22 protein-coding genes are annotated in these 18238 nt (G+C 70.2%); 18 read left to right on the forward strand and 4 right to left on the reverse strand.

Translation table 11 applies throughout. The features are described from left to right. Window positions 1-625: 625 nt before the first annotated feature. From OG985_RS50135 to OG985_RS50150, 4 genes are all read right to left on the reverse strand, one after another. Window positions 626-1855, reverse strand: coding sequence for an XRE family transcriptional regulator (locus tag OG985_RS50135; RefSeq protein ID WP_331720242.1), 1230 nt, complete (start codon window positions 1853-1855; stop codon window positions 626-628). A gap of 365 nt (window positions 1856-2220) precedes the next feature. Further along, complete coding sequence (locus OG985_RS50140; RefSeq protein WP_331720243.1) at window positions 2221-2553, reverse strand: hypothetical protein; 333 nt, start codon at window positions 2551-2553, stop codon at window positions 2221-2223. A gap of 79 nt (window positions 2554-2632) precedes the next feature. Continuing rightward, entirely contained in the window at window positions 2633-3193 is a 561-nt protein-coding gene (locus OG985_RS50145; protein WP_331720244.1) for a UTRA domain-containing protein, read from the reverse strand. 84 nt (window positions 3194-3277) lie between these two features. Continuing rightward, on the reverse strand, window positions 3278-4090 hold the full coding sequence (locus OG985_RS50150; RefSeq protein WP_371674807.1) for a GntR family transcriptional regulator: 813 nt from the start codon (window positions 4088-4090) through the stop codon (window positions 3278-3280). A gap of 510 nt (window positions 4091-4600) precedes the next feature. Between OG985_RS50150 and OG985_RS50155 the strand changes: the two genes are divergently transcribed. The 18 genes from OG985_RS50155 to OG985_RS50240 all read left to right on the forward strand — a co-directional run bounded on the left by OG985_RS50155 (window position 4601) and on the right by OG985_RS50240 (window position 18186). Continuing rightward, the gene (locus tag OG985_RS50155) at window positions 4601-5212 is read left to right on the forward strand and encodes a hypothetical protein (protein ID WP_331720246.1); all 612 of its coding nucleotides are present in this window, start codon (window positions 4601-4603) and stop codon (window positions 5210-5212) included. Between the two features lie 160 nt (window positions 5213-5372). Beyond that, window positions 5373-5555 (forward strand): hypothetical protein, encoded by a 183-nt coding sequence (locus OG985_RS50160; RefSeq protein ID WP_371674808.1) that lies wholly within the window; start codon window positions 5373-5375, stop codon window positions 5553-5555. 82 nt (window positions 5556-5637) lie between these two features. Next, the gene (locus tag OG985_RS50165; protein WP_331720248.1) at window positions 5638-5826 is read left to right on the forward strand and encodes a hypothetical protein; all 189 of its coding nucleotides are present in this window, start codon (window positions 5638-5640) and stop codon (window positions 5824-5826) included. 169 nt (window positions 5827-5995) lie between these two features. After that, window positions 5996-6319: a WhiB family transcriptional regulator gene (locus tag OG985_RS50170; RefSeq protein ID WP_319069328.1), complete on the forward strand. Its 324-nt coding sequence runs from the start codon at window positions 5996-5998 to the stop codon at window positions 6317-6319. Window positions 6320-6499: 180 nt separating this feature from the next. Then, window positions 6500-6691, forward strand: coding sequence for a DUF5999 family protein (locus OG985_RS50175; RefSeq protein ID WP_331720310.1), 192 nt, complete (start codon window positions 6500-6502; stop codon window positions 6689-6691). A gap of 317 nt (window positions 6692-7008) precedes the next feature. Further along, window positions 7009-8730 (forward strand): DUF2637 domain-containing protein, encoded by a 1722-nt coding sequence (locus tag OG985_RS50180; RefSeq protein WP_331720249.1) that lies wholly within the window; start codon window positions 7009-7011, stop codon window positions 8728-8730. Between the two features lie 141 nt (window positions 8731-8871). Then, entirely contained in the window at window positions 8872-9342 is a 471-nt protein-coding gene (locus OG985_RS50185) for a hypothetical protein (RefSeq protein ID WP_331720250.1), read from the forward strand. After that, complete coding sequence (locus tag OG985_RS50190) at window positions 9342-9545, forward strand: hypothetical protein (protein WP_331720251.1); 204 nt, start codon at window positions 9342-9344, stop codon at window positions 9543-9545. The genes OG985_RS50185 and OG985_RS50190 overlap by 1 nt, the downstream gene beginning before the upstream one ends. A 121-nt stretch (window positions 9546-9666) precedes the next feature. Beyond that, window positions 9667-11646 (forward strand): hypothetical protein, encoded by a 1980-nt coding sequence (locus tag OG985_RS50195; RefSeq protein ID WP_331720252.1) that lies wholly within the window; start codon window positions 9667-9669, stop codon window positions 11644-11646. A 2-nt stretch (window positions 11647-11648) separates the two neighbouring features. Next, entirely contained in the window at window positions 11649-12185 is a 537-nt protein-coding gene (locus tag OG985_RS50200) for a hypothetical protein (RefSeq protein ID WP_331720253.1), read from the forward strand. A 77-nt stretch (window positions 12186-12262) separates the two neighbouring features. Continuing rightward, entirely contained in the window at window positions 12263-13123 is an 861-nt protein-coding gene (locus OG985_RS50205; RefSeq protein WP_331720254.1) for a hypothetical protein, read from the forward strand. Further along, on the forward strand, window positions 13120-14553 hold the full coding sequence (locus OG985_RS50210; RefSeq protein ID WP_331720255.1) for a DNA/RNA helicase domain-containing protein: 1434 nt from the start codon (window positions 13120-13122) through the stop codon (window positions 14551-14553). Before OG985_RS50205 ends, OG985_RS50210 begins: the two co-directional genes overlap by 4 nt. 125 nt (window positions 14554-14678) lie before the next feature. Beyond that, window positions 14679-14870, forward strand: coding sequence for a hypothetical protein (locus OG985_RS50215; RefSeq protein ID WP_331720256.1), 192 nt, complete (start codon window positions 14679-14681; stop codon window positions 14868-14870). Window positions 14871-14953: 83 nt separating this feature from the next. Beyond that, entirely contained in the window at window positions 14954-15451 is a 498-nt protein-coding gene (locus OG985_RS50220; protein WP_371674809.1) for a hypothetical protein, read from the forward strand. Window positions 15452-15684: 233 nt separating this feature from the next. Then, entirely contained in the window at window positions 15685-16443 is a 759-nt protein-coding gene (locus OG985_RS50225) for a hypothetical protein (RefSeq protein ID WP_331720258.1), read from the forward strand. 119 nt (window positions 16444-16562) lie between these two features. After that, window positions 16563-16775: a hypothetical protein gene (locus tag OG985_RS50230; RefSeq protein WP_331720259.1), complete on the forward strand. Its 213-nt coding sequence runs from the start codon at window positions 16563-16565 to the stop codon at window positions 16773-16775. 26 nt (window positions 16776-16801) lie between these two features. After that, window positions 16802-17446 (forward strand): hypothetical protein, encoded by a 645-nt coding sequence (locus tag OG985_RS50235; protein WP_331720260.1) that lies wholly within the window; start codon window positions 16802-16804, stop codon window positions 17444-17446. A 263-nt stretch (window positions 17447-17709) separates the two neighbouring features. Next, window positions 17710-18186: an RRQRL motif-containing zinc-binding protein gene (locus OG985_RS50240; protein ID WP_331720261.1), complete on the forward strand. Its 477-nt coding sequence runs from the start codon at window positions 17710-17712 to the stop codon at window positions 18184-18186. Window positions 18187-18238 lie beyond the last annotated feature (52 nt).

Consider the following 18238-nt stretch of genomic DNA (forward strand, 5'->3'; position numbering starts at 1 on the left):
TTTGGTGCTGGTGTTCCGAAAGCCCTTGGCGGGGCCTCGGAACGAACCGCGAAGCCCCTTGGCGGGGGCCCGCGGGTACTGCATGGCCCTGATGAGGGGCCGGATCGATATGAGCGGCTTGATAAGCCGCGGCTCAGGACCGGTTACAGCCGGGATCTGAGCGGACCGCTCTGGTGGCTATTTCCAGGCGGTAGACGGGCCGCGCGAGGCCGAAGGGGATGGCTAGTCCACCTTTTCTTGGCGCGCGCGGCCGATGGCCACTAGGTCATCCCAACCCCCTGAATCTGGAGGCTGGCGTCAGCATGCGCGCGTACAGCCCGGATGGCGTGATCGCGGTTGAGGAACGGCGTAGCTGCGCGTGTGGTTCCACGCGTACGGGTAGCCTTCATCCCGCGAGCACCTCCCATCAAGGTGTGTCGCCCAACGGAGCATCGCCCCGTTCGAGAGCCCCCAGTGGACCAGGCCCGGTCCCGGGGGTTCTCGCCGTTATGGATCACGTCTGCGAACAGCCTAACCGCACGAACGGACAGAACTGCGAGGCGAATTCGCACAACGCCCGAGGTGCCCGGAATGCCGCGCCCGCCGGACGGGAAGCGCGCAGTAAATTGCCCGCCACACGGGAAAGTCACTGGCCGCCCCGCAGTTCGCGAAGATGGGTGACGAACTCCTGCGCCTCGGAGGCGTGCCCGTAGTGAGTCTGGAGGGCCTGCCCGAGGTCGGCGGCCACCATGGCGAGTGACGGCAAGGACTTCCGCTCCCCCGTCAGGGCCCGTTCCCCGTAAGCGAGTGCGGTGTCCAGGTCGCCTTCGCGCGCAGCGACCACGCCAAGCGTGACGCGGGCCTCCGCGATCCGCATGGGTGACCGCTCCGTCCCGTCGAAATCCGTGCCCGCCCGGATGACCTCATTGGCCAGCTGCTCAGCGAGTCGGTTTTCGCCGGACTTCCTGAGCGCGTCCATGCGGTAGAAGTCATATTTCGCGGGGTCGACGACGAAATGGTTCTCGATGTTCTCCGGATAAGGCTGCCGCTCCAGGATCTGACGGCCCTGATCGAGCGCGACTTCGGTCTGCGATCGGTCTCCCAGCCGGGCCCACGCCTTGGCTTTCTGCGCGTACAGCTGCGCCGCGACACTCTCATTCGGCGCCACGGCGATGCCGGCCTCTGCGGCGGCGATGACGCCGCGGTAGTCGCCCCGCGTCAGCGCGAACCACGCCCGCATCTCGTGTGCCCAGCCCTGCACGCTCAGCTCCCCCGACTCCTGACCGAGCATCAGCGCGGCCTGCCGGGTGGCTTCAGCGTCACGGGGACGACCGGAGTCGTACTCGACACAGCCCACCAGGAGCGACAACTTCCCGGCGAGCGCGATGATCTCGCGATGCTGAGCCAGGCTGACCCGCTGATGCTGGAGGCCGACGACGCGGGCCAACCATGCTTTGCCTTCCAGGAGCAGCTGGTCGGCGGGCAGGTACGCGTACTCGCAGCACAGCCGATCCGCCGTAATCCGCAGCGCGTCCAGCGTCGCGACGTCGACGTCACTCGCGCGCAGCCGGGCGATGATGTCCACGGTGTCCATGCCGCTGACCTGCAAGATTTCCGCCCTACCGTCACGGCGGCTGCGCTCAGGGAAGAAGGCGCCGGTCGTCGTTCCAAAGGTGCTGGCGATGGCCGACCTGTATTTCGTGGGCTGCGCGTCGCCCCGTTCCCACCTTTTCCACTGGCGGAGAAGATCCTGCTCGCTGACGTCCTGGTCCTCGGGGAGCCGGACCATCAGCGCGCGGACCGCATCGGCCTGCGACCATTCGCGCGCCACACGCTCTTCGACCATCCGGCGTGCCCAGTCGGGACGTTCATCCATCGCCGGTCTCCTTCCCCGTACGGTCCTGCGGCGCAGCCTGTGCCCGGACAGGGTGATGCCCGCGAAGCGGAGGCTGGCCCTTCTGCGGCCGAGCATGGCACGGCACCTTGATCGCGCGGAGGTGACAAGTGCTGGTGACATTCGAGATGTCACCAGCCGTCGTCACTTTCCGCAGCGGCTCATGGGGCGCACGGTGTGTGCGATCCACACGAGTTGATCCGCGACCCAGCGGGAGGCGAACCGAGCATGCTGAGCCACTTACGACGTCACCAGCGAACTCGCGAAGGGCTGAGCACAGAGGGTGCTTCACGACTCCTCCTTCGCGACGGCTGCAAGATCCAGGACAAGCGGGACGGCCAAGCGCCTTACGTGACGTTTCCTTCGGAGGCCGCGCGCTGGGCTTGGAGGACGTACGCATACGCCGCCCCAAGGTGTCCGTACTGGTCACTGGCGTCTGCGGTGAGAGCCGAAGCCGCCGATTCTGCTGCGCGCTCGAGTTGGCGGGCGACGGCGGCCGGGATGGTGGGGGCTGTCGCGAACTTCTGCAGCAGGTCGGCCACTTCCGCGAGCCCGGCGTCGTCAGACAAGCCAGCCGGCCCCGCCGGACGCGAGAGTGCGGGGATCCACCCGTCGGTCACGTCCAGGGAGCTGCGGAGCTCTTCCACAAGCTCAGGGGTGGTGAGGCGCTTCTCGTTCATGCGGGGATCGGTCTCCAGAAGTCCAGAGGGGCCAGCTGCGGAGGCGCCCCGGCGAGGCCGGGGCGCCCAGGGCGGTTCTTCAGGCGAGCGGGGCGGCGTACCGCAGCTTCCAGCCCTTGCCCAGAACGTGCTGGGTGACCTCGACTACGCGCCCGTCGGCCGTCGCGCCGATGTGGTTGATGGTCACGACCTCCGCGCCGTCGGGCAGGCCAAGAGTGGCGGACTCCTCCGAGGTCGCGGTGCGGAGCTCGATGTCTTCGACGGCGGTGTCGCCCTGGTCGTACCCGGCTTCCTTCATGCGGCTGATGATGCCGCCGACACCGGTGTCGACCTGCTCGATTCCCGCAGCCTCAGCGACGTCGACGGGGATGTACGTGGTGGCGATCTGGATGACGCGGTCGCCATCGAACATCTGCCGAGCTCGTACGACGACGTCGCCTTCGACGCCCAGGAGCTCAGCGACGTCGGCCGGCGCCGCGGCCCGGCTGACGGTGACCTCGGTACGCGGGCTGCGGCCGGATCGGCGCAGCTCAGCGTCGAACGCCCCGTGCGCACCGTTTTCTTCGCGCTGCCCGGTGGTGTACCGAGTGCGAGCGTCGCGCAGGATCACGCCGTTGTCGTCGATTCGGTTGCTAGCCATGTACTGAATGCTCCTTGCTGGTGTGGATATGGGTACTTGTTCCGTTCGGATGCTCGCGGTGTCAGCGCGGGCACTTTCTGCCGGTCAGCCGGAGTCGGTCGCGTCGATGACCCACTCGTATGCCAGCCTCCATTTGGAACGCGGCAGGACGTGCAAGCCGATCTCGACGACGCGACCTTCAGCGGTCAGCCCCTTGTGCGTGATCTCCATGACGGCCTGCTCAACCGGGATGCCGAGCGCCGCCGCTTCCTCTGCGGTCGGGGATCTGACCTCGATCTCCTCTCGCAACCGGACCTGCTTGAATCCGGCTTCCGCCATGCGGGACTTGCTCCCCCCTGTACCCGTGTTCTTCTCAGCGAGTACAGGGCAGGCGTCTGCAACGTCCGGCGGGAACCACGAAGTGGCGACCTGAACGACCTCTTCGGCTTCATCGTTGCCGGGCAGACCCACGGGCATGATCCGTTCCCGCTTGAGGGTCTTTGCGCGGTGGTGCATCCCGAAGATCTCGGCGACCTTCCTGGGCGGCACATCTCTGGCGATGGTGAGAGTCGCTGGCCGTGTCTCGAACCCCATCGCTCGCATCTCAGCCTCGAAGGCGCCGACCGCTCCGCCGGCCTCCCTCAACTTCGGGAGGTAGCGCTGATTTCGCTCAGACACGATCTTGCCGAGCACCAGCGAGACGAAGGTGCCCTTCCCCTGCCGAGAGAACAGCAGGCCTTCGCTCTCCAGGAGGCCGTAGATGTCACGGGCCGTCTGGTACGCGATGCCGTGCTCTTTCTGAAGCTGAGGCACGCCGGGCAGTCGCGACCCAGGCGCAAGCACGCCCCGCGCGATCTTGTCCCGGATCTCAGACGAGATCCGTTCGACCTTCCCTGGTTCCTTCTGCTTAGCGGCCACTGCTCCCCCTCTCGTGCGCATCGTGTCGCTAGCGGATCTCGCTACCCGACGCGCACAGCATCGCATGTCTAGTTGTTTCCCGAAAGCCGAGACTCGCTGACGTTTAATAACGGCAAGAAACTAGCAGGTCAGAGCGGGTGTCAGAAACTACTTAGCTAGACAGGTTGACCCTGGGGGGATAGCAGGGTTCTAATCGAGATGCGCCAGCAAGCGGTGAGTAGCCGGATGCAGGGCGTAGCCGGTGCTGTACCTGCACGTTTCGGGTACCTCGCCGGTCGCAAGACCGCAGTAGTCGTCCGCCCTCCGGGGCGGCCGGAGTAGTCCTCGGGTAACTGAGGGCGCGAGAGCACCATCGAACTCCTCCGGAGCCTGACGGCCGCGACAACTGCGTGCACGTCGCAGCGCTGTGCGCTGTCTGTCCTACGGGACGCCGGCCTCGTGCCGTGCGGCCCGGAGGGCAGAGAGAGCATCGCGACGCGCTCCCCGCCACTCCGTCCATGAGGAGTTCAGATGTCTGCTTCGACCCTTGAGCGCACCGCCCGCCCCCGCCGGAGCCGGACCCGCTCCCGCACCGTCAACGCCCGCCCGGCACTCGTCATCTCCACCCTCAAGCCCCACCAGTACGACCTGCGCCCGGCCTGCGCGTCGCTGATCTGCCCCGACTGCGAGACCTGGGTGCCGATCACCGGCCTCCAGACCCAGAAGCCCAAGGTCGTGCCGCACGACACCGGCCGCGCAGGCAAGGACGCGGCCGTGCGCTGCCGCCTGGGCAGCAACCGCCTGGTCACCGTCGACATGACGGTCAAGAAGTGGCAGGAGCGCCTGGAGGACGGCAACTCGGAGACCGTTCACCGCCGCCCGACCACCGTCCTGCGCAAGCCGAAGGTCGCGCCCGCCCTGGCCGTCAGCCAGATCGCCGCGAAGAAGCAGACGGCGACGACGGATGACGAGCCCAGCGACGGCCGGCCCCTGTGGCTCCTGCGCGAGATGAAGTGGGCGTCGACCGCGTCCGCGGTCAGCGACGCCGACACCCGGCGCGCGCAGCTGCCCGACGGTGAAGCGCCGCTGGGCGCGCCGCCGGTGCCGCTCACGACGCTGCACCCCGAGCGCCGCGCGAGCTGACCCGCTCCGGACGAACAACCACGGCCCCGACCGCCCCCGCATCAAGGGGGCGGCCGGGGCCGTGGCTGCTCGTACGACCAGCCAAAACGACGACAGCCCCGGCGACTTGAGACCCCCGGGGCTGTCCAGGACCTGACTGGAGGACCTGATGCACCACAGCATGACACGCCCCGGAAGCCAGCCGGGCGCCACCCGCCCGCTGGTGGCGCGGGAGGACGACCCGCTGTTCGACGCGGATCACTCGCGTTGCCCGTCGGGTACCGAGCGCCGCGCGTCGATCACGGTCGCCGATGTCGAGGAGATCGCACGCAGGGCCGACGCGGCGGCGGGGGTGAGGGCGTGATCACCAGCCTGACCGACGCGGAGCGCGCGGAGCTCTCGCGGAAGAACGCGGAGCAGAACAAGAGGTCGGAGAACAACCGCCGATGAGTGCCCGACCGACCGACGACCTGTTCGTCCGCTACATGAAGGCGTTCGAGGACTCCACCGAGCACACCGCCGACTGCCCGGCCTGCCAGGGCGAGACGCCGTGTGCGGAGGGGATGCCGATCCACGAGCGGTTCGCGCGTCTCCAGGACGCCTACACCGCGCGCCAGAAGCAGCAGCGCCGCTGATCTCCGGCATTGCCCGTCGTCTCCGCCCCTCGCCGGGCGGGGCCGGCGGAGAGCGTCGGGATGTCACCCCGCTCCGGCCGTCCGGCCGCCGCTAGAACGCACACAGCCCCAGGGTGGCCGCCCTGGGGCTGTCTCGTACACCACGCAACGGACCTTCTGGGAGGCCCTGATGAACCGCTCCTCCATCGTACGCACCGCCCAGTCCCCCTCCGCCGACCTGCCGGTCAACAGCAACTGGCGGGTCCTGGGCGCTTGTGCCCAGGAGGACCCCGAGCTGTTCTTCCCCATCGGCAACACCGGCCCGGCGCTGCTCCAGATTGATGAGGCCAAAGCGGTCTGCCGCAGGTGCCCGGTGTTGGAGACGTGCGCGGCCTGGACGCTGGAGACCGGTCAGACGCACGGCGTGTCGGGTGGCATGAGCGAGAACGAGCGCCGCCGCATCAAGCGCCGCGAGGCCCGCGACCGCCAGCGCGCCCGCAACGCCTCCGCCTGATCCGTTCTGGCGGCTGCCTGATCCGCCCGCACCGACCGCTGCACCCTGGCGGCCGGGACGGGCGGTGACGGGGAGCCGGACAGCCCGGACCGACAGCCCAGGGAGGCCCTGATGGGCACGACGACCCTCCAGCTCGACACCGCGACGACCGACGCCGGCACCACGCTGTTGCCGGACTCGCTGTGCACGCACACGCCGCACTGCCCGTCGGCCTCCAGCCCGGCGGCGGAGGCCGCCCGCGTCGTGGCGAGTCACCCGGAGCAGGGATGGAGCCTGCTGTGCAACGCCGTGGTGGTCTTCGACGACACCGGCGAGCTGCTCCCCGACGGCCGGGTCATCGACCCGCACCGTCCCCTCGCGATCACGGCCTGACGGCTGCCTGATCCGCTCGCGCCGGCCGCCGCACCACGGCGCCGGTTTCGGGCGGTGACGGGGAGTCGGACAGTCCCTTTCGCTCCCGCCCGGCGGGAGCCACGGACAGTTTCGAGCCCGCCCCTCAGCACTCCCCCGGACCCGCCGCCCGCACCACGGGCGGCCGGCCTTTCAGCACGGCCCGCTCCGGGAAGGCAACGGCCCCTTGGGGCCGATTTCGGCTCCGCCGACCGCCGTTTCGGGAGCAGCCGCCCGCGTTTCGGGAGCGGCCCCCACTGCTTCGCCCACACCCGGAATGACCCCCTCTGGAGGCCCTCATGACGATCACCGACATGCCGCAGAACGCGGCACCCGACACCCCTGTTTCGCGGACGCCGACCGCCGTTTCGGATGCACCCGAGTTCGTTTCGGGAGCGGCCGGGGGCGTTTCGGAGACACGGAAGCGGAAGCCGATCAAGCCCAAGCGGGACCGCTTCACGGCCGCCCTGCCGTACGTCGCAGCGGTCTTCGGCACGCTGGTCGGCGCCATCGGCTTCGCCATGTCGTACGACACCCTCGCCAAAGTTGCTTTGAGCTGGGGATTCAGCGAGGGCCTCGCGCCCTGGTTCCCGATCGGCGTGGACGCTTCGATCCTGGCGTTCCTGGCCCTGGACCTCTACCTGATCCTCAAGGGCATCCCGTGGCCGGTGCTGCGGATGGCCGCGCACGGCATGACCGGCGCCACCGTGTGGTTCAACGCGTCCTCGCAGGGCGAGATCGGCCACGACCCGGTCCAGTCCGCCTCGCACGGCGTCATGCCGGTCCTCTTCGTGATCGGTGTGGAGGCGGCACGGCGGCTGTTCATCAAGAAGGCGCAGCTCGAAGCGGGTACGCACGCCGACCGCATCCCGCTGCACCGCTGGATCCTCGCCCCGCTGGCGACCCCGAAGTTCTACCGCCGGATGAGGCTGTACGGGGTCACCTCCTACCCGGAGATGATCCGGCGTCAGCAGGACCTCACCGCCTACGAGCAGTGGCTCAAGCGCAAGTACAAGGGCGACCTGAGCAAGGCGTCCGAGGATGAGCGGCTGCCGATGAAGATGGCCGCCTACGGCTACACCGTCGCGCAGGCCCTCGCGATGCCTGAGCAGCAGGAACGCCAGGCTGAGGAGCGGGCGGAGGAAGCCGAGCGCCGGCACCTGGACGCGGAGACGCGGCGGGAGGTCGCGCAGAAGAAGGCCGAAGCCGACCGGCTGGAGGCAGGCGGCGAACTCGAGGCCGTCCGCGCCCGGGTGGAAGGCACGACCGCTCAGGCCCGCGCCCACGCCCGAGCCCAGGCCAGCGCCGCAGAGCGGGCCGCTGAGCTGGAGGAGAAGGCGCTGGAGACGGCCCTGGTCGCCGAAGCCCGCGCCCGAGAGGCGGAGGCGGAGCGCAAGGAAGCCCAGGAGCGCCGCACGGCGGCTGCCACCGACCTGGAGACGGCCGAACTGGAGCGGCGCGCGGCGGAGAAGCGGAAGGCAGCGGCGGAGGCCGATCGGGTCGCCGCGGCGGAGGCACAGGCGATCGAGACGGCGGAGATCGCTGAGGCTCGCGAGCGTGCTGCCGAAGCCGATCGGCGCGCTGCCGAAACGGAGATGGTCGCTGCCGAAACGCGCCGCCGCGCTGCCGAAGCCGACCGGCTGGCGGCGCAGGAGAACGACCGCAAGGCGACTGCTGACGCCAACGTCCAGGCCGCCCGGCTGCGCGAGGCCGAAACGGAGATGGCTGCTGCCGAAACGCGGCTCGCCGTCGCCGAAGTCGAGCGGCGTGCGGTCGAAATGGAAGACGAGGCGAAGCTCACCTCGCGTGAGCGGGCGGTCCGCAAGGTCGCGCGCATGGCGCTCGCGGCCGGCCTGGTGACGGTCGGCCTGGGCGCCGACGAAATCCACCCCGCGCTGTCCCGGGTGGTCTCGATCGCCGACGTCCAGCGCGAGACGGCGGTGTCCTCCACGGACACGGCCTCGAAGTACCGCCAGGAGGCGGCCGAACTGCTCGCTGGCGGCTACCGCCCCGGGCAGTGACCTGCACGAACCGCTGTTTCGACGGTTCCACCGGCCCCCGAGCTGCTGCTGACAACTCGGGGACGCGGTGAAGGCGCCGAAACGCCGCCCCAAGCCTCCCCCGATCCGGATCGCACCACCCAGTAAAGGAGCAAAACCCTGATGAGCGAGACGAGGAAGCCCAACAAAGGCGTGTGGACGCCTGACCTGCTTGCGGAAGGCCCGGAGAAGCGACGCGTGTTCATCGAGCAGCGTCGGCAGTACCTCGCCCCCCTGCTCGCAGAGTCGAAGGCCCTGCTCGCCGAGATCGAGGCCGACCTGAAAGAGGCCGACAAGCTGCCCGGTGACCTGCCGTTTCAGGCGAAACTGCGGGCGCACCACACGGTCCGTCCGCTCGAGAAGGTCGTCGCGGACCTTGAGGACGTGATCGTCCAGCTCACCACGTACAGCGCGCGGTACCGGCGCAGCTACGAGGAACTGCCCGAGAAGCGGGCCGAGAAGGAAGCTGAGCGGCAGCGCCTGAAGGAGCTGAAGGCCGGCGGCGGGCAGCCGCAGATCAGCGCGCCCGAGCCGAAAGCGGAACCCGCTGAGGACCCGCACCCGTTCTTCGCGCACCTCAACAAGGGCGCGTGATGCCGGGCAAGGACCCCGCGCGGACGAAGCGCCTCACCTTCGAGCTGTGGTCGCCCCGGATCAACGGGGCGGCCACAGCTCGCGACCGGGTCGTCGTCCTCCTCGACGCGGCCCGGGCGCACCTTCCCGACGACGATCCGATGTGGGAGGCGATGGCCGACCAGCTCGGCAAGTACCTGAAGGAGAAGGGCTTCGGCTCGTAACGCTCCGCGTTCAAAATCAACGTTCAAATCAAGGAATCTGCCGCACCAGCCGGTCGCCAGACGCGCGCGTCACGCGCGCGCGTACGCGAGGCGGGCGGTTACGTCAAGTGAGGACGAAAAGATGACCGACGACGGTCGGGGCGCGGACGTCATCACGCTCCCCATGCTCAACCTGGCGCCCCCTGGCGGCGCTCCCGATGACGGGGTTCCGCCCCCGCCTGAAGCCGGTGACCTGGCCCCGCCGCCCGGGTTCTCCCTGCCGTTCCCGACCCCCGGTGACGACGACGATTCGAGCACCGTCGACCCCGACGACGTCGCCCCGCAGATGGTCGCCAACGCCTCAAGCGGAACCGGAACACCGGCCCGCGCGACAGCCTCGATGGCGATGGTCACGATGGCAGCGATCGCCGTCGCGGCGCTGCGCGGCACGTGGTCGATGGCGAACTACCTGAAGGCGCGGCGCGAGCATCACGACGCCGTCGCCGACAAGGCGCGCGAGGCGGCCGACAAGCAGAAGGTCGCGAACGCGGCGGCCGGAGCGAAGAAGGGCGTGCAGTCCGGGCCCGAGTTCGGACGCGGCGCGACCGGCAAGGGCGGCGGCGGTCGCTCGGGCGGGTCCGGCACCGGCGGCGGCTCGGGGCGGGGCGCCTTCGGGCAGCAGCAGAAGCCCGCATCGAAGGCCGGCGGCCGGGGCAGCTCAGCCAACGGCGCGACCGGCGCCAGCGGCCGCGGTACGGGCGCGGGCGCGGGACCGAAGGGGTCGAAGAACGGACCTACCAGCGGCTCGCGCACCCCGGGGCCGGGCTCATCGGGCAAGGGCTCGAAGGGCGCGGCCGGAGGCGGCACCGGATCGTCAGGCCCGGGCTCGGGATCGAGTAAGGGCTCAGCGAGCGGGGCGAAGAAGGGCCCGGGCACGCTCGGGAAGCTCGCGACCGGCCGACAGCAGCGCAAGAACGACGAAGCGAAGGCCGGGCGCCAGGCTGCGGCCGATGAGCGCAAGGCCGACCTGGCCGACCGCGCGGCGGCCAGGAAGGAAGCGGCAGCCGCGGCCGCCGACCGGCGCAAGCGGAAGGCAGAGAAGCGGAAGGCGAAGCGCGAGCGCGAGAAGGCCGGCGCCACCGACCCGAAGGCCACCAAGGACCCGAAGGAGACCGGCAAGGGCAAGCCCGACGAGAAGGTCGACCTGACCAAGAAGCCCAAGCCCGGTGACGGCACCGGGGCGAAGAAGGACACCGAGAAGGTCGACCTGACCAAGAAGCCCAAGCCCGGTGACGGCACCGGGGCGAAGAAGGACACCGAGAAGGTCGACCTCACCAAGAAGCCCGGCAGCTCGAAGGGCAGGACCAAGAAGACGCCGAAGCCGCCCCGGAAGAAGAGGCCGCACAGCTGGCGCCGGAAGCCGAAGGGAGGCACGACGGGACCGAAGACGGGTCGACGGCGCAGGAAGGGCCGCACTACGAGCGACCCCGGGCCGATGCCCGGCGGCGACGGCGAGTGGCTGCGCCCCCCGCCCGGCTGGGACGTCACCTACAAGGTCGACGTCGAGGTCATCCGGCCCGAACCGCGGCGACGCCAGCCCGCTGGCATCACCACAGGTCGCAGGGAGCTGCCCGCCGGATCATCCGGTCAGGTCAAGCCCACCCGATCCGTACCGAAAGAGAGCCCGATCGTCATGGGTACAGCCGTTGCAGTCGGCGAGGTCGGCGACACCCAGTTCGTCGACGCCGACCTGACCGTGTACGACCTGATCGAGTCCGACGAAGAGATGGGCGAGCAGATCCTTCAGGGCGTCGATCACATGAACCTCGTTGCCGCGAAGTGCGAGGGCCTGAAGTCCGGGCTCGAATCGCTGTACGCGATGTGCATCGAGAAGAAGGTCCCCGGCGTCCTCGTGATGTGGTGCATCCGCCTCATGGAGCGGGCCGGGAGCGTGCAGGACAAGGCCGAAGCGCTGCGCGACTCCCTGCCGCGCGCGTCCGAGGCGATCCTGTCGGCGCGCGACACCGCCATCGAGGCCGACAAGCTGCGCGCCGACCGGGTGAAGGAAGCCGGCCACGTGGCACCGGCTGAGCGTGAGTACCACGACCGAAGTGGGGCCTGATCATGAGCACTGAATCCGAAAGCGGCGGTGCGATCGAGCCGACGAACGTCCAGAGCAGCGCGGAGGTCACCGCGTCCGGTGCGTCCAACCTGCCCGCCCCCGGCGAGGGGATGGACGCTGCGGCCGATCTGCCCGCTGAGCGCAGCGGCCGCATCGTCGACGTCATCGCGGACGCATTGACGTTCATGCTCGTCATCGCGCGCCTTGGGATCGCGGCGGTGGCGATGCGGATGCTGTCGCAGGCCGTGAAGGGCGCGTACTCGTATGTCGAGGACTGCGCACAGACCGTCGACGGGCTCGCCGACGTCGCCGCGTCGTTGGCCGTCGACGACTCGGTCACCTCCGCGCACCATGACGCGGCAGCCACGATGCGTGCGTCCCTCGCGCTCGCCGACGCGCTCGCCTCTGAAGCGGCGGAGATGTCGACCGAGTTCGACAACGCGGCCCGTGACCACGAGAGCGACTACGGCGACGTGAACGAGGCGATGCAGTCCGGCACCGCCGCCGTCGCCGAACGTGAGTGGTACAGCAACCGCTAACCCGAATCCGCCCTGAAGGCGCCCGGCCCCGCACGAGGGGCCGGGCGCCTTCCGCATACCTGAAAGGAGTGCCGGCGATGCCGCTGCGCACGTACATCCAGACCACCCGCCGCGCGGGTTCGGCCGCAATCAGCGGCGTCGGCCGGCTCGCGACCATCGCGGGCGGCGGCGCCATGACGGCGGGGCTGTTCACCGACGCCGGCACCCTGCCCGCGATCCTCACCACGATCGCGGCCGGGCTGGGCGGGGCGTTCCTGTCGCCCCGGCTTCAGCTCGCCCACCCGATGAAGAAGCCGATCGTGTTCACGGTCTACCTGGCGCCGCACTCCGTGCTGGTCTCGAACCTCGTCACCGAGCTGGTGTGGGACGCGACCGAGGGCCGCTTGGTCCAGGGCGGCGTCGCCGTGCTGTGGACGGCCGGAGTGTGGTGGCTGCGCCCCGGGCGGCTCGCCAAGCGGGTCGCGAAGTGGCCCGAGCCCGTCATCGAGACCGACGGCACCGAGGCCGACCAGGACGCCGCAGGCGCTGAACTCGAGGTCGCCATCGAGATTCCCGACGATCCGGCGGGCCGGTGGTGGGCCCTGAACGCGGCGAAGAAGGACGGCGTCGCTGAGGGCACGCGCGTGATCGCTGTTCGGGCGATCGAGGACCGGCGCCGCGTCGCCGTCGCGCTCGCCGCGATCGAGAAGGGCGAGCCCGTACCCGACATCAAGATCAGGCGCCTGTCGGCCCTGATGAACGTGCCCGAGGAACTGCTGGAGGTAGAGGCGATCCCCGGGCACGGTGCCGGAGTTGCGATGCTGCTGATCGGTCCCAAGCCCGAGGCCGGCCCGACGCCCGACGTGGACGTGTGGACCGAGATCGGCCGGTCCGCGCTGCCCGGCGTGACTCTCACCGAGATCAACGAGTACGACATGTCGAAGGAGGTCAACCCGTGACGCCGGCAGCCCTCGCGAAGAAGCACGTTGAGGCAAAGCAGGAGGTGATGCGCGAGTACATGCTGCGCACCAGGCCGGGCGGCGTGAAGGGCGCCGACCATGACGCCCTGTGCGACCTCCTGGAGGTCGACGACCCCTCGCGCGTGATTTTCGAGCAGGGGCGGGGCCGCCAGGCGGTCGTCCGTGTCTTCCCGGTGAACCCGCTCGCGAAGATGCGTGCGATCACCCTCGAAGACCTCCAGCTGGATGAGAACGGCTGTATCCGTATCGGCTCGTACTACGACGGCGAGCCGCTGCGGATGCGGGTGCACGACCCCGAGACCGGCAACGCGCAGCGCATCATCATCTTCGGCACGACTGGCGCCGGTAAGAGCCGTGCTCTTCAGGCGTTCCTCGCCGCGTGCAAGCGCGCCGGGATCGTCGTGCACCTGGCCGACCTGAAGGGCGGGCAGTCCGTACCCGAGGCGAAGGACAACGTCGCCACGCACGTGCGGACGCTGGAAAAGGCGATGGGCCTGCTGCGGGCCGCCGTCGTGAAGGCCGAAGCGCGGTTCAACGAGTACGCCGACATGGGCCGCTCGGGCTTCCTGATCAACAACCCGGACCCGCTCGAATACGTCGTCATCGATGAAGCCAACCGCCTGCTGGAGAAGGGCAGCCCGTTCCGGGCTGAGGCGGCTCGGCTGATCAAGGAGATCGGTCGGACCGGGCGCAGCGTCGGCATCGGCATCGTCCTCGCGGCGCAGGCCGGGCACCTTGACGAGCTCGGTGGCAGCGACACCCTGCGGGCCATGCTGAAGGAAGGCGAGGTCATCCTCCTTCGGTGGAGCTCGCAGATGATGGCCTCGCTCGTTGGCGACGGCCTGCTGCCGACCGGCGAAAACCTTCAGCCCATCCCGAAGATTCTCGGTGCCGCCCGTCGTATCCAGCGATGGGGCCAGCCCGTCGACCGCAGCAAGGAGAAGCCGAACAGCCAGGGCATGTGCTACCACCTGACGTCGGCCCGGCCGACCTCGATGGCGCGCTTCTTCCTGGTCGGCTCGCTCTCGCCGCACGAGGGGTACGACCCGGTGATCCGGCAGCTCTACGGCTCCGCGCCGCCCCCGGGCGAGCCCCTGAAGCTGATCTTCCCGCCGCCCAAGGAGGGCAAGGGAGGCCAGGCGGCCGGCGACGCCGACGACTGGGAGTACGGCGAGGGCGACGAAGGCGAGAACGAATCGCTGCCGCCGATGCCCAGGACGCTGAAGGAGAGGATCCTCGCGGCACTTGAGTCCGGCCCCCTGTCCGAGGCAGACCTTCGGGCGGCCCTCGATGAGGACGGCGGGAAGGACGCCAAGCTCGGTTCCGTGCGCACCACGATCAGCACCCTGCGCGGCGAGGAAAAGCTCGCCCCGAGGGACGCTTCCGGCCTGATCAGCCTGCCCATGTGATCAAGGGGCGCCCGAGACCGACCAGGGCGTCCCAGCCCCCTGCGCCCTCCCCGCCACCACGGCCGGGGAGGGCGCCCCCCGTATCGCCGTCATCTACGCCGACCTTCCCGAAGGAGCTCTCCACCGTGGCGCTGACCGTCTCCCTGGTCGTCCTCGCCGGAATCGCCGTGCTGATCCTGGTCCGCACCGGCTACCTGCGTATCTGGCCCGGCCTCGCCGCCGCCCTGTTCGGCTTCACTCTCGCCTCCACCGGCATCGCCCCCGCCATCACCAGCGGCATCAGCAGCCTCGCCGGAATGCTCAGCAGCATCGGCTGAACCGCCCCACTCCCCCGCCCCTGCGCCCTCCCCGCCACCCCGGCAGGGAGGGCGCCCCCGCATCTGCCCGGATGGAGAACACCGTGGACTTCGAGCACCTCACCCGCCCGCTGACCGACGCCGAAGCCAAGGCCGAAGCCCAGCGGATCATCGAAGAGAACTTCCGCCCCGAGGTGCCCGTCGTGCGGCACATGCCGACGTCGTTCCGCGACGACAGCCCGCTGCCCCCGTACGGCGACACCCCGCCCGTCCATCAGGACGACAAGCGGATCGTGCCCGCCTGGGCAGCAGGGATCGCCGTCGCGAGCATCGGCGTCGGCGCCGGCGTCACCGGCATCGGCTGCGGCGCCTGGCTGGTCCTCCAGGGCCTGGCCTCCGTCACGCTCTACGGCGTCCTCATGGTGACCCTCCCCTTCGCGGGCGTCGCCATGGTCGCCACCGCGATCGGCGGCGCGATCAACAAGGCCCGCAACGCGGTCACCAAGAACGTGTTCGAGGGCCCCGTCGTGCAGAACACGCAGATCAACAACACCAGCAACCAGCGCGGGATGTTCTCCCGCACCCGCAACGACGTCCGCTGAACTCCGGACGCCCTGCCTCGCAGCCGACACCCCGCCGCATCGGCCGGGCTTCGGGTGCGGGACAGGCCCTCCGGCCTCACGGCCAGTCGCAGCCGATCCCGACGCCGCCCAGGTCACCGACCTCGGCATCCCGGATCTGCCCGCCGACCGCAGCCGTCGCCTCCGGGCCCGCCGCTCACAGCCTGGCCCACTCGCACGCCCCGAACAGCCCATCGACACCCTGGAGTTGCCCCGTGCAGTCCCACGACCACACCCCCGGCCCCAACCGCCAGGAGCTCACCTACCTCCCGGTGCCCTTCCCGAAGGCGCCGCCCAAGGAGCCGCGGTTCGCCGCGCTGCGCACCTGGTGGAACGAGGCCTGGGAAGACAACGGCGTCCTGCACCAGATGTGGGAAGACGTGCTCAGCGTCCCCGAGACCGGCTTCCGGCACATGGCCCCGTGGCTCCGCGCCGTCCTGATGGTGGCCGGAGTCTCCTTCGCCGTGCTGATGGCCAAGGCCGCCGGCGACGTCGTCCTCGAGGCGCTGCACCAGCTGCTCACCGCCGTGCCCAAGGTGCAGGTCGGCGTCGACACATCCAGCGGCGTGGCCGCCGTCGTCGACCAGCCGGTCCGCACGTACATCGCGCAGCACGCCGCCGGCCTCCCGGTCGAAGGCTCCACCGTCTACACGCTGTGGCTGCTCACCGGCATCGTCGGCCTGGTCCTCGGCTACCTCTCCCGGAACAACGGAGTGCGCGCGATGTGGACGGCACACGGCGCGGCCACCGTGTGGATGGTCTGGACGGCCACCCCCGACACCAGCCGCACCGTCGCGGTCGCCCTCGCCGTCCTCGCCTGGACGTTCCTCTCCGCGTTCGCGATGCGCGGCCTGACCCTGCGCCGCCCCGCCGCCCGCCCGGTGGAGGTCACCGTCCGGCCCGAGATCCACATCCCGGTGCCGCCCCCGGCCGCGCCCGCCGACCAGCACAACGGCTGCCCCTTCCGGGAGTGACCTCCGGACGCTCCGCCTGGTCCTCGCCCACCCGCTCCGGCGCGGTGGGCGAGGACCGGACAGGCCGTCCGGCCTCACGCACCACCGCCCCTGTCCCCCGCCGCGCAAGGAGATTCGTCATGCCGCAGAACACCCAGACCCCGAAGCCGGTGTACGGCTGGTTCATCCCCGCGCAGACCACCGCCCCGGCCAAGCCGAAGCTGTCGCTGCTGAAGCGTCTCGCGCTGGCCGCCGCGGCCGTCCTCGCGATCGTGCTCGGCTCCCACACCAGCGCGGACGGTCAGCCCGCCACCCCCTCCCCGGGCCCGTCGGCCACGACGACCGGGCGGTGACCTCCGTGGACATCAAACTCCCGTGGATGAGCCGCTCCGACCGGCGCAGCTGGCGGTCCGCCCGGACCATCGGCGACCTCGGTGAGCTGATGGCCCTCTGGCTGGAGGGGAAGATCGCTTCCCGTCCCGGCTACCAGCCGCGCCACGGGCCCGACGATGAGACCGCGCACCTGGTGCCCACACTCGCCGCCCTGTGTCGGGCCGGATACGTCACCACTCAGTCCCAGCCCGGGTTCGCCGGCACCGGTGCGGCCGGCCTGTGGTGGGAACAGCGAGCCGCAGTCGAGCTGGTGGTCACCGACCCGACGCTGTTCCACCGTCTGGTCGACGCCGCGTACGCCGCCGGGATGACCGTCCGGATCAACGACTACCGCCCCAACGGTGGCGTCCAGGAGCAGCCCGTCGTCGCCACCACCTGCGACGGCGAGGCCATGACCGCGTTCGGCGGACGAATCAGCCGCGCGGACATGGCCATTCAGTGGCCCGGACTGGACCGCGACCTCTACGGCGAGGTCAGCACCGGCACGTACGTCTCGATCATCGCCCCCGAGTACGGCTTGGCCGGCGAACGGCTGTGGGTCGCGCTCGACTTCCTCACCGGCCTGCGCCAGCACGACCCCGACAACCCGTGGAACAGCCCGGCCCCGGGCGAGCCCGCCCGGGAACGCTGACACACCTCCGGTCGCTCCGCCCGGTGCTCGCCCGCCGCTCACGGTGGGCGAGCACCGGACAGGCCGACCGGCCGCCAGCACCGCCCTGCGTCCCGCCGACGAACACCGTCGGCGGGACGCACTGCTTCTGCCCACCGACGCCTGGAGGACCCGCCCGTGCTCATCCCCAGACCACGCCGCCGGATCGGCCGACCCCGCCCCTTTCGCCCCGGACCCCGCTACCCGCAGCAGCCCCGTCAACTCCCCGGCGCCTGGAGGCCGTGATGGACCGCCCAGACGAAGACGACCTGGTCGACGTCGACCTCTACGACGACGGCAGCTTCCCGGAGTACGGCTTTCGACAAGCCCCAGGTGCCGCCGCAGTGTTCGCAGCGTTACGCGGGACCGGGCCCGTACCCGAGACGGGACTCGTGACCCGCCGCCAGCTACGCGCGCTGGGCTTGAGCCCCGGCGGCCAGAAGCCCGTGGCGGGACTCACGTGGCGCAACGGGCTGCGAAAGGCCTGGTTCTACCGCATCGAACTGGCGGCACCGAAGCGGATTCCCACTCTGGCTCAGGAGATGGCGCTGGATCGGGCGATGGCCGCGAGGCAGACCTGCCCCACCTGCCGAATTCGGTACTACGCGTGCCTGCCGCTGCGTACCCAAGGCCAGTGCGAACCGTGTGACAAGGGCTACCAGCCCAGTCCCGACACCGTCATGACATACCCGGCCCCGGCCACACACCGACTCGCCGCCTGACCCGGCAGCGCCCCGAGCGCTGACGGCTGCCTGATCCGCCCGTCCCGCCGCC

The sequence above is a fragment of the Streptomyces sp. NBC_00289 genome, from assembly GCF_041435115.1.
Classification (GTDB): Bacteria; Actinomycetota; Actinomycetes; order Streptomycetales; family Streptomycetaceae; genus Streptomyces.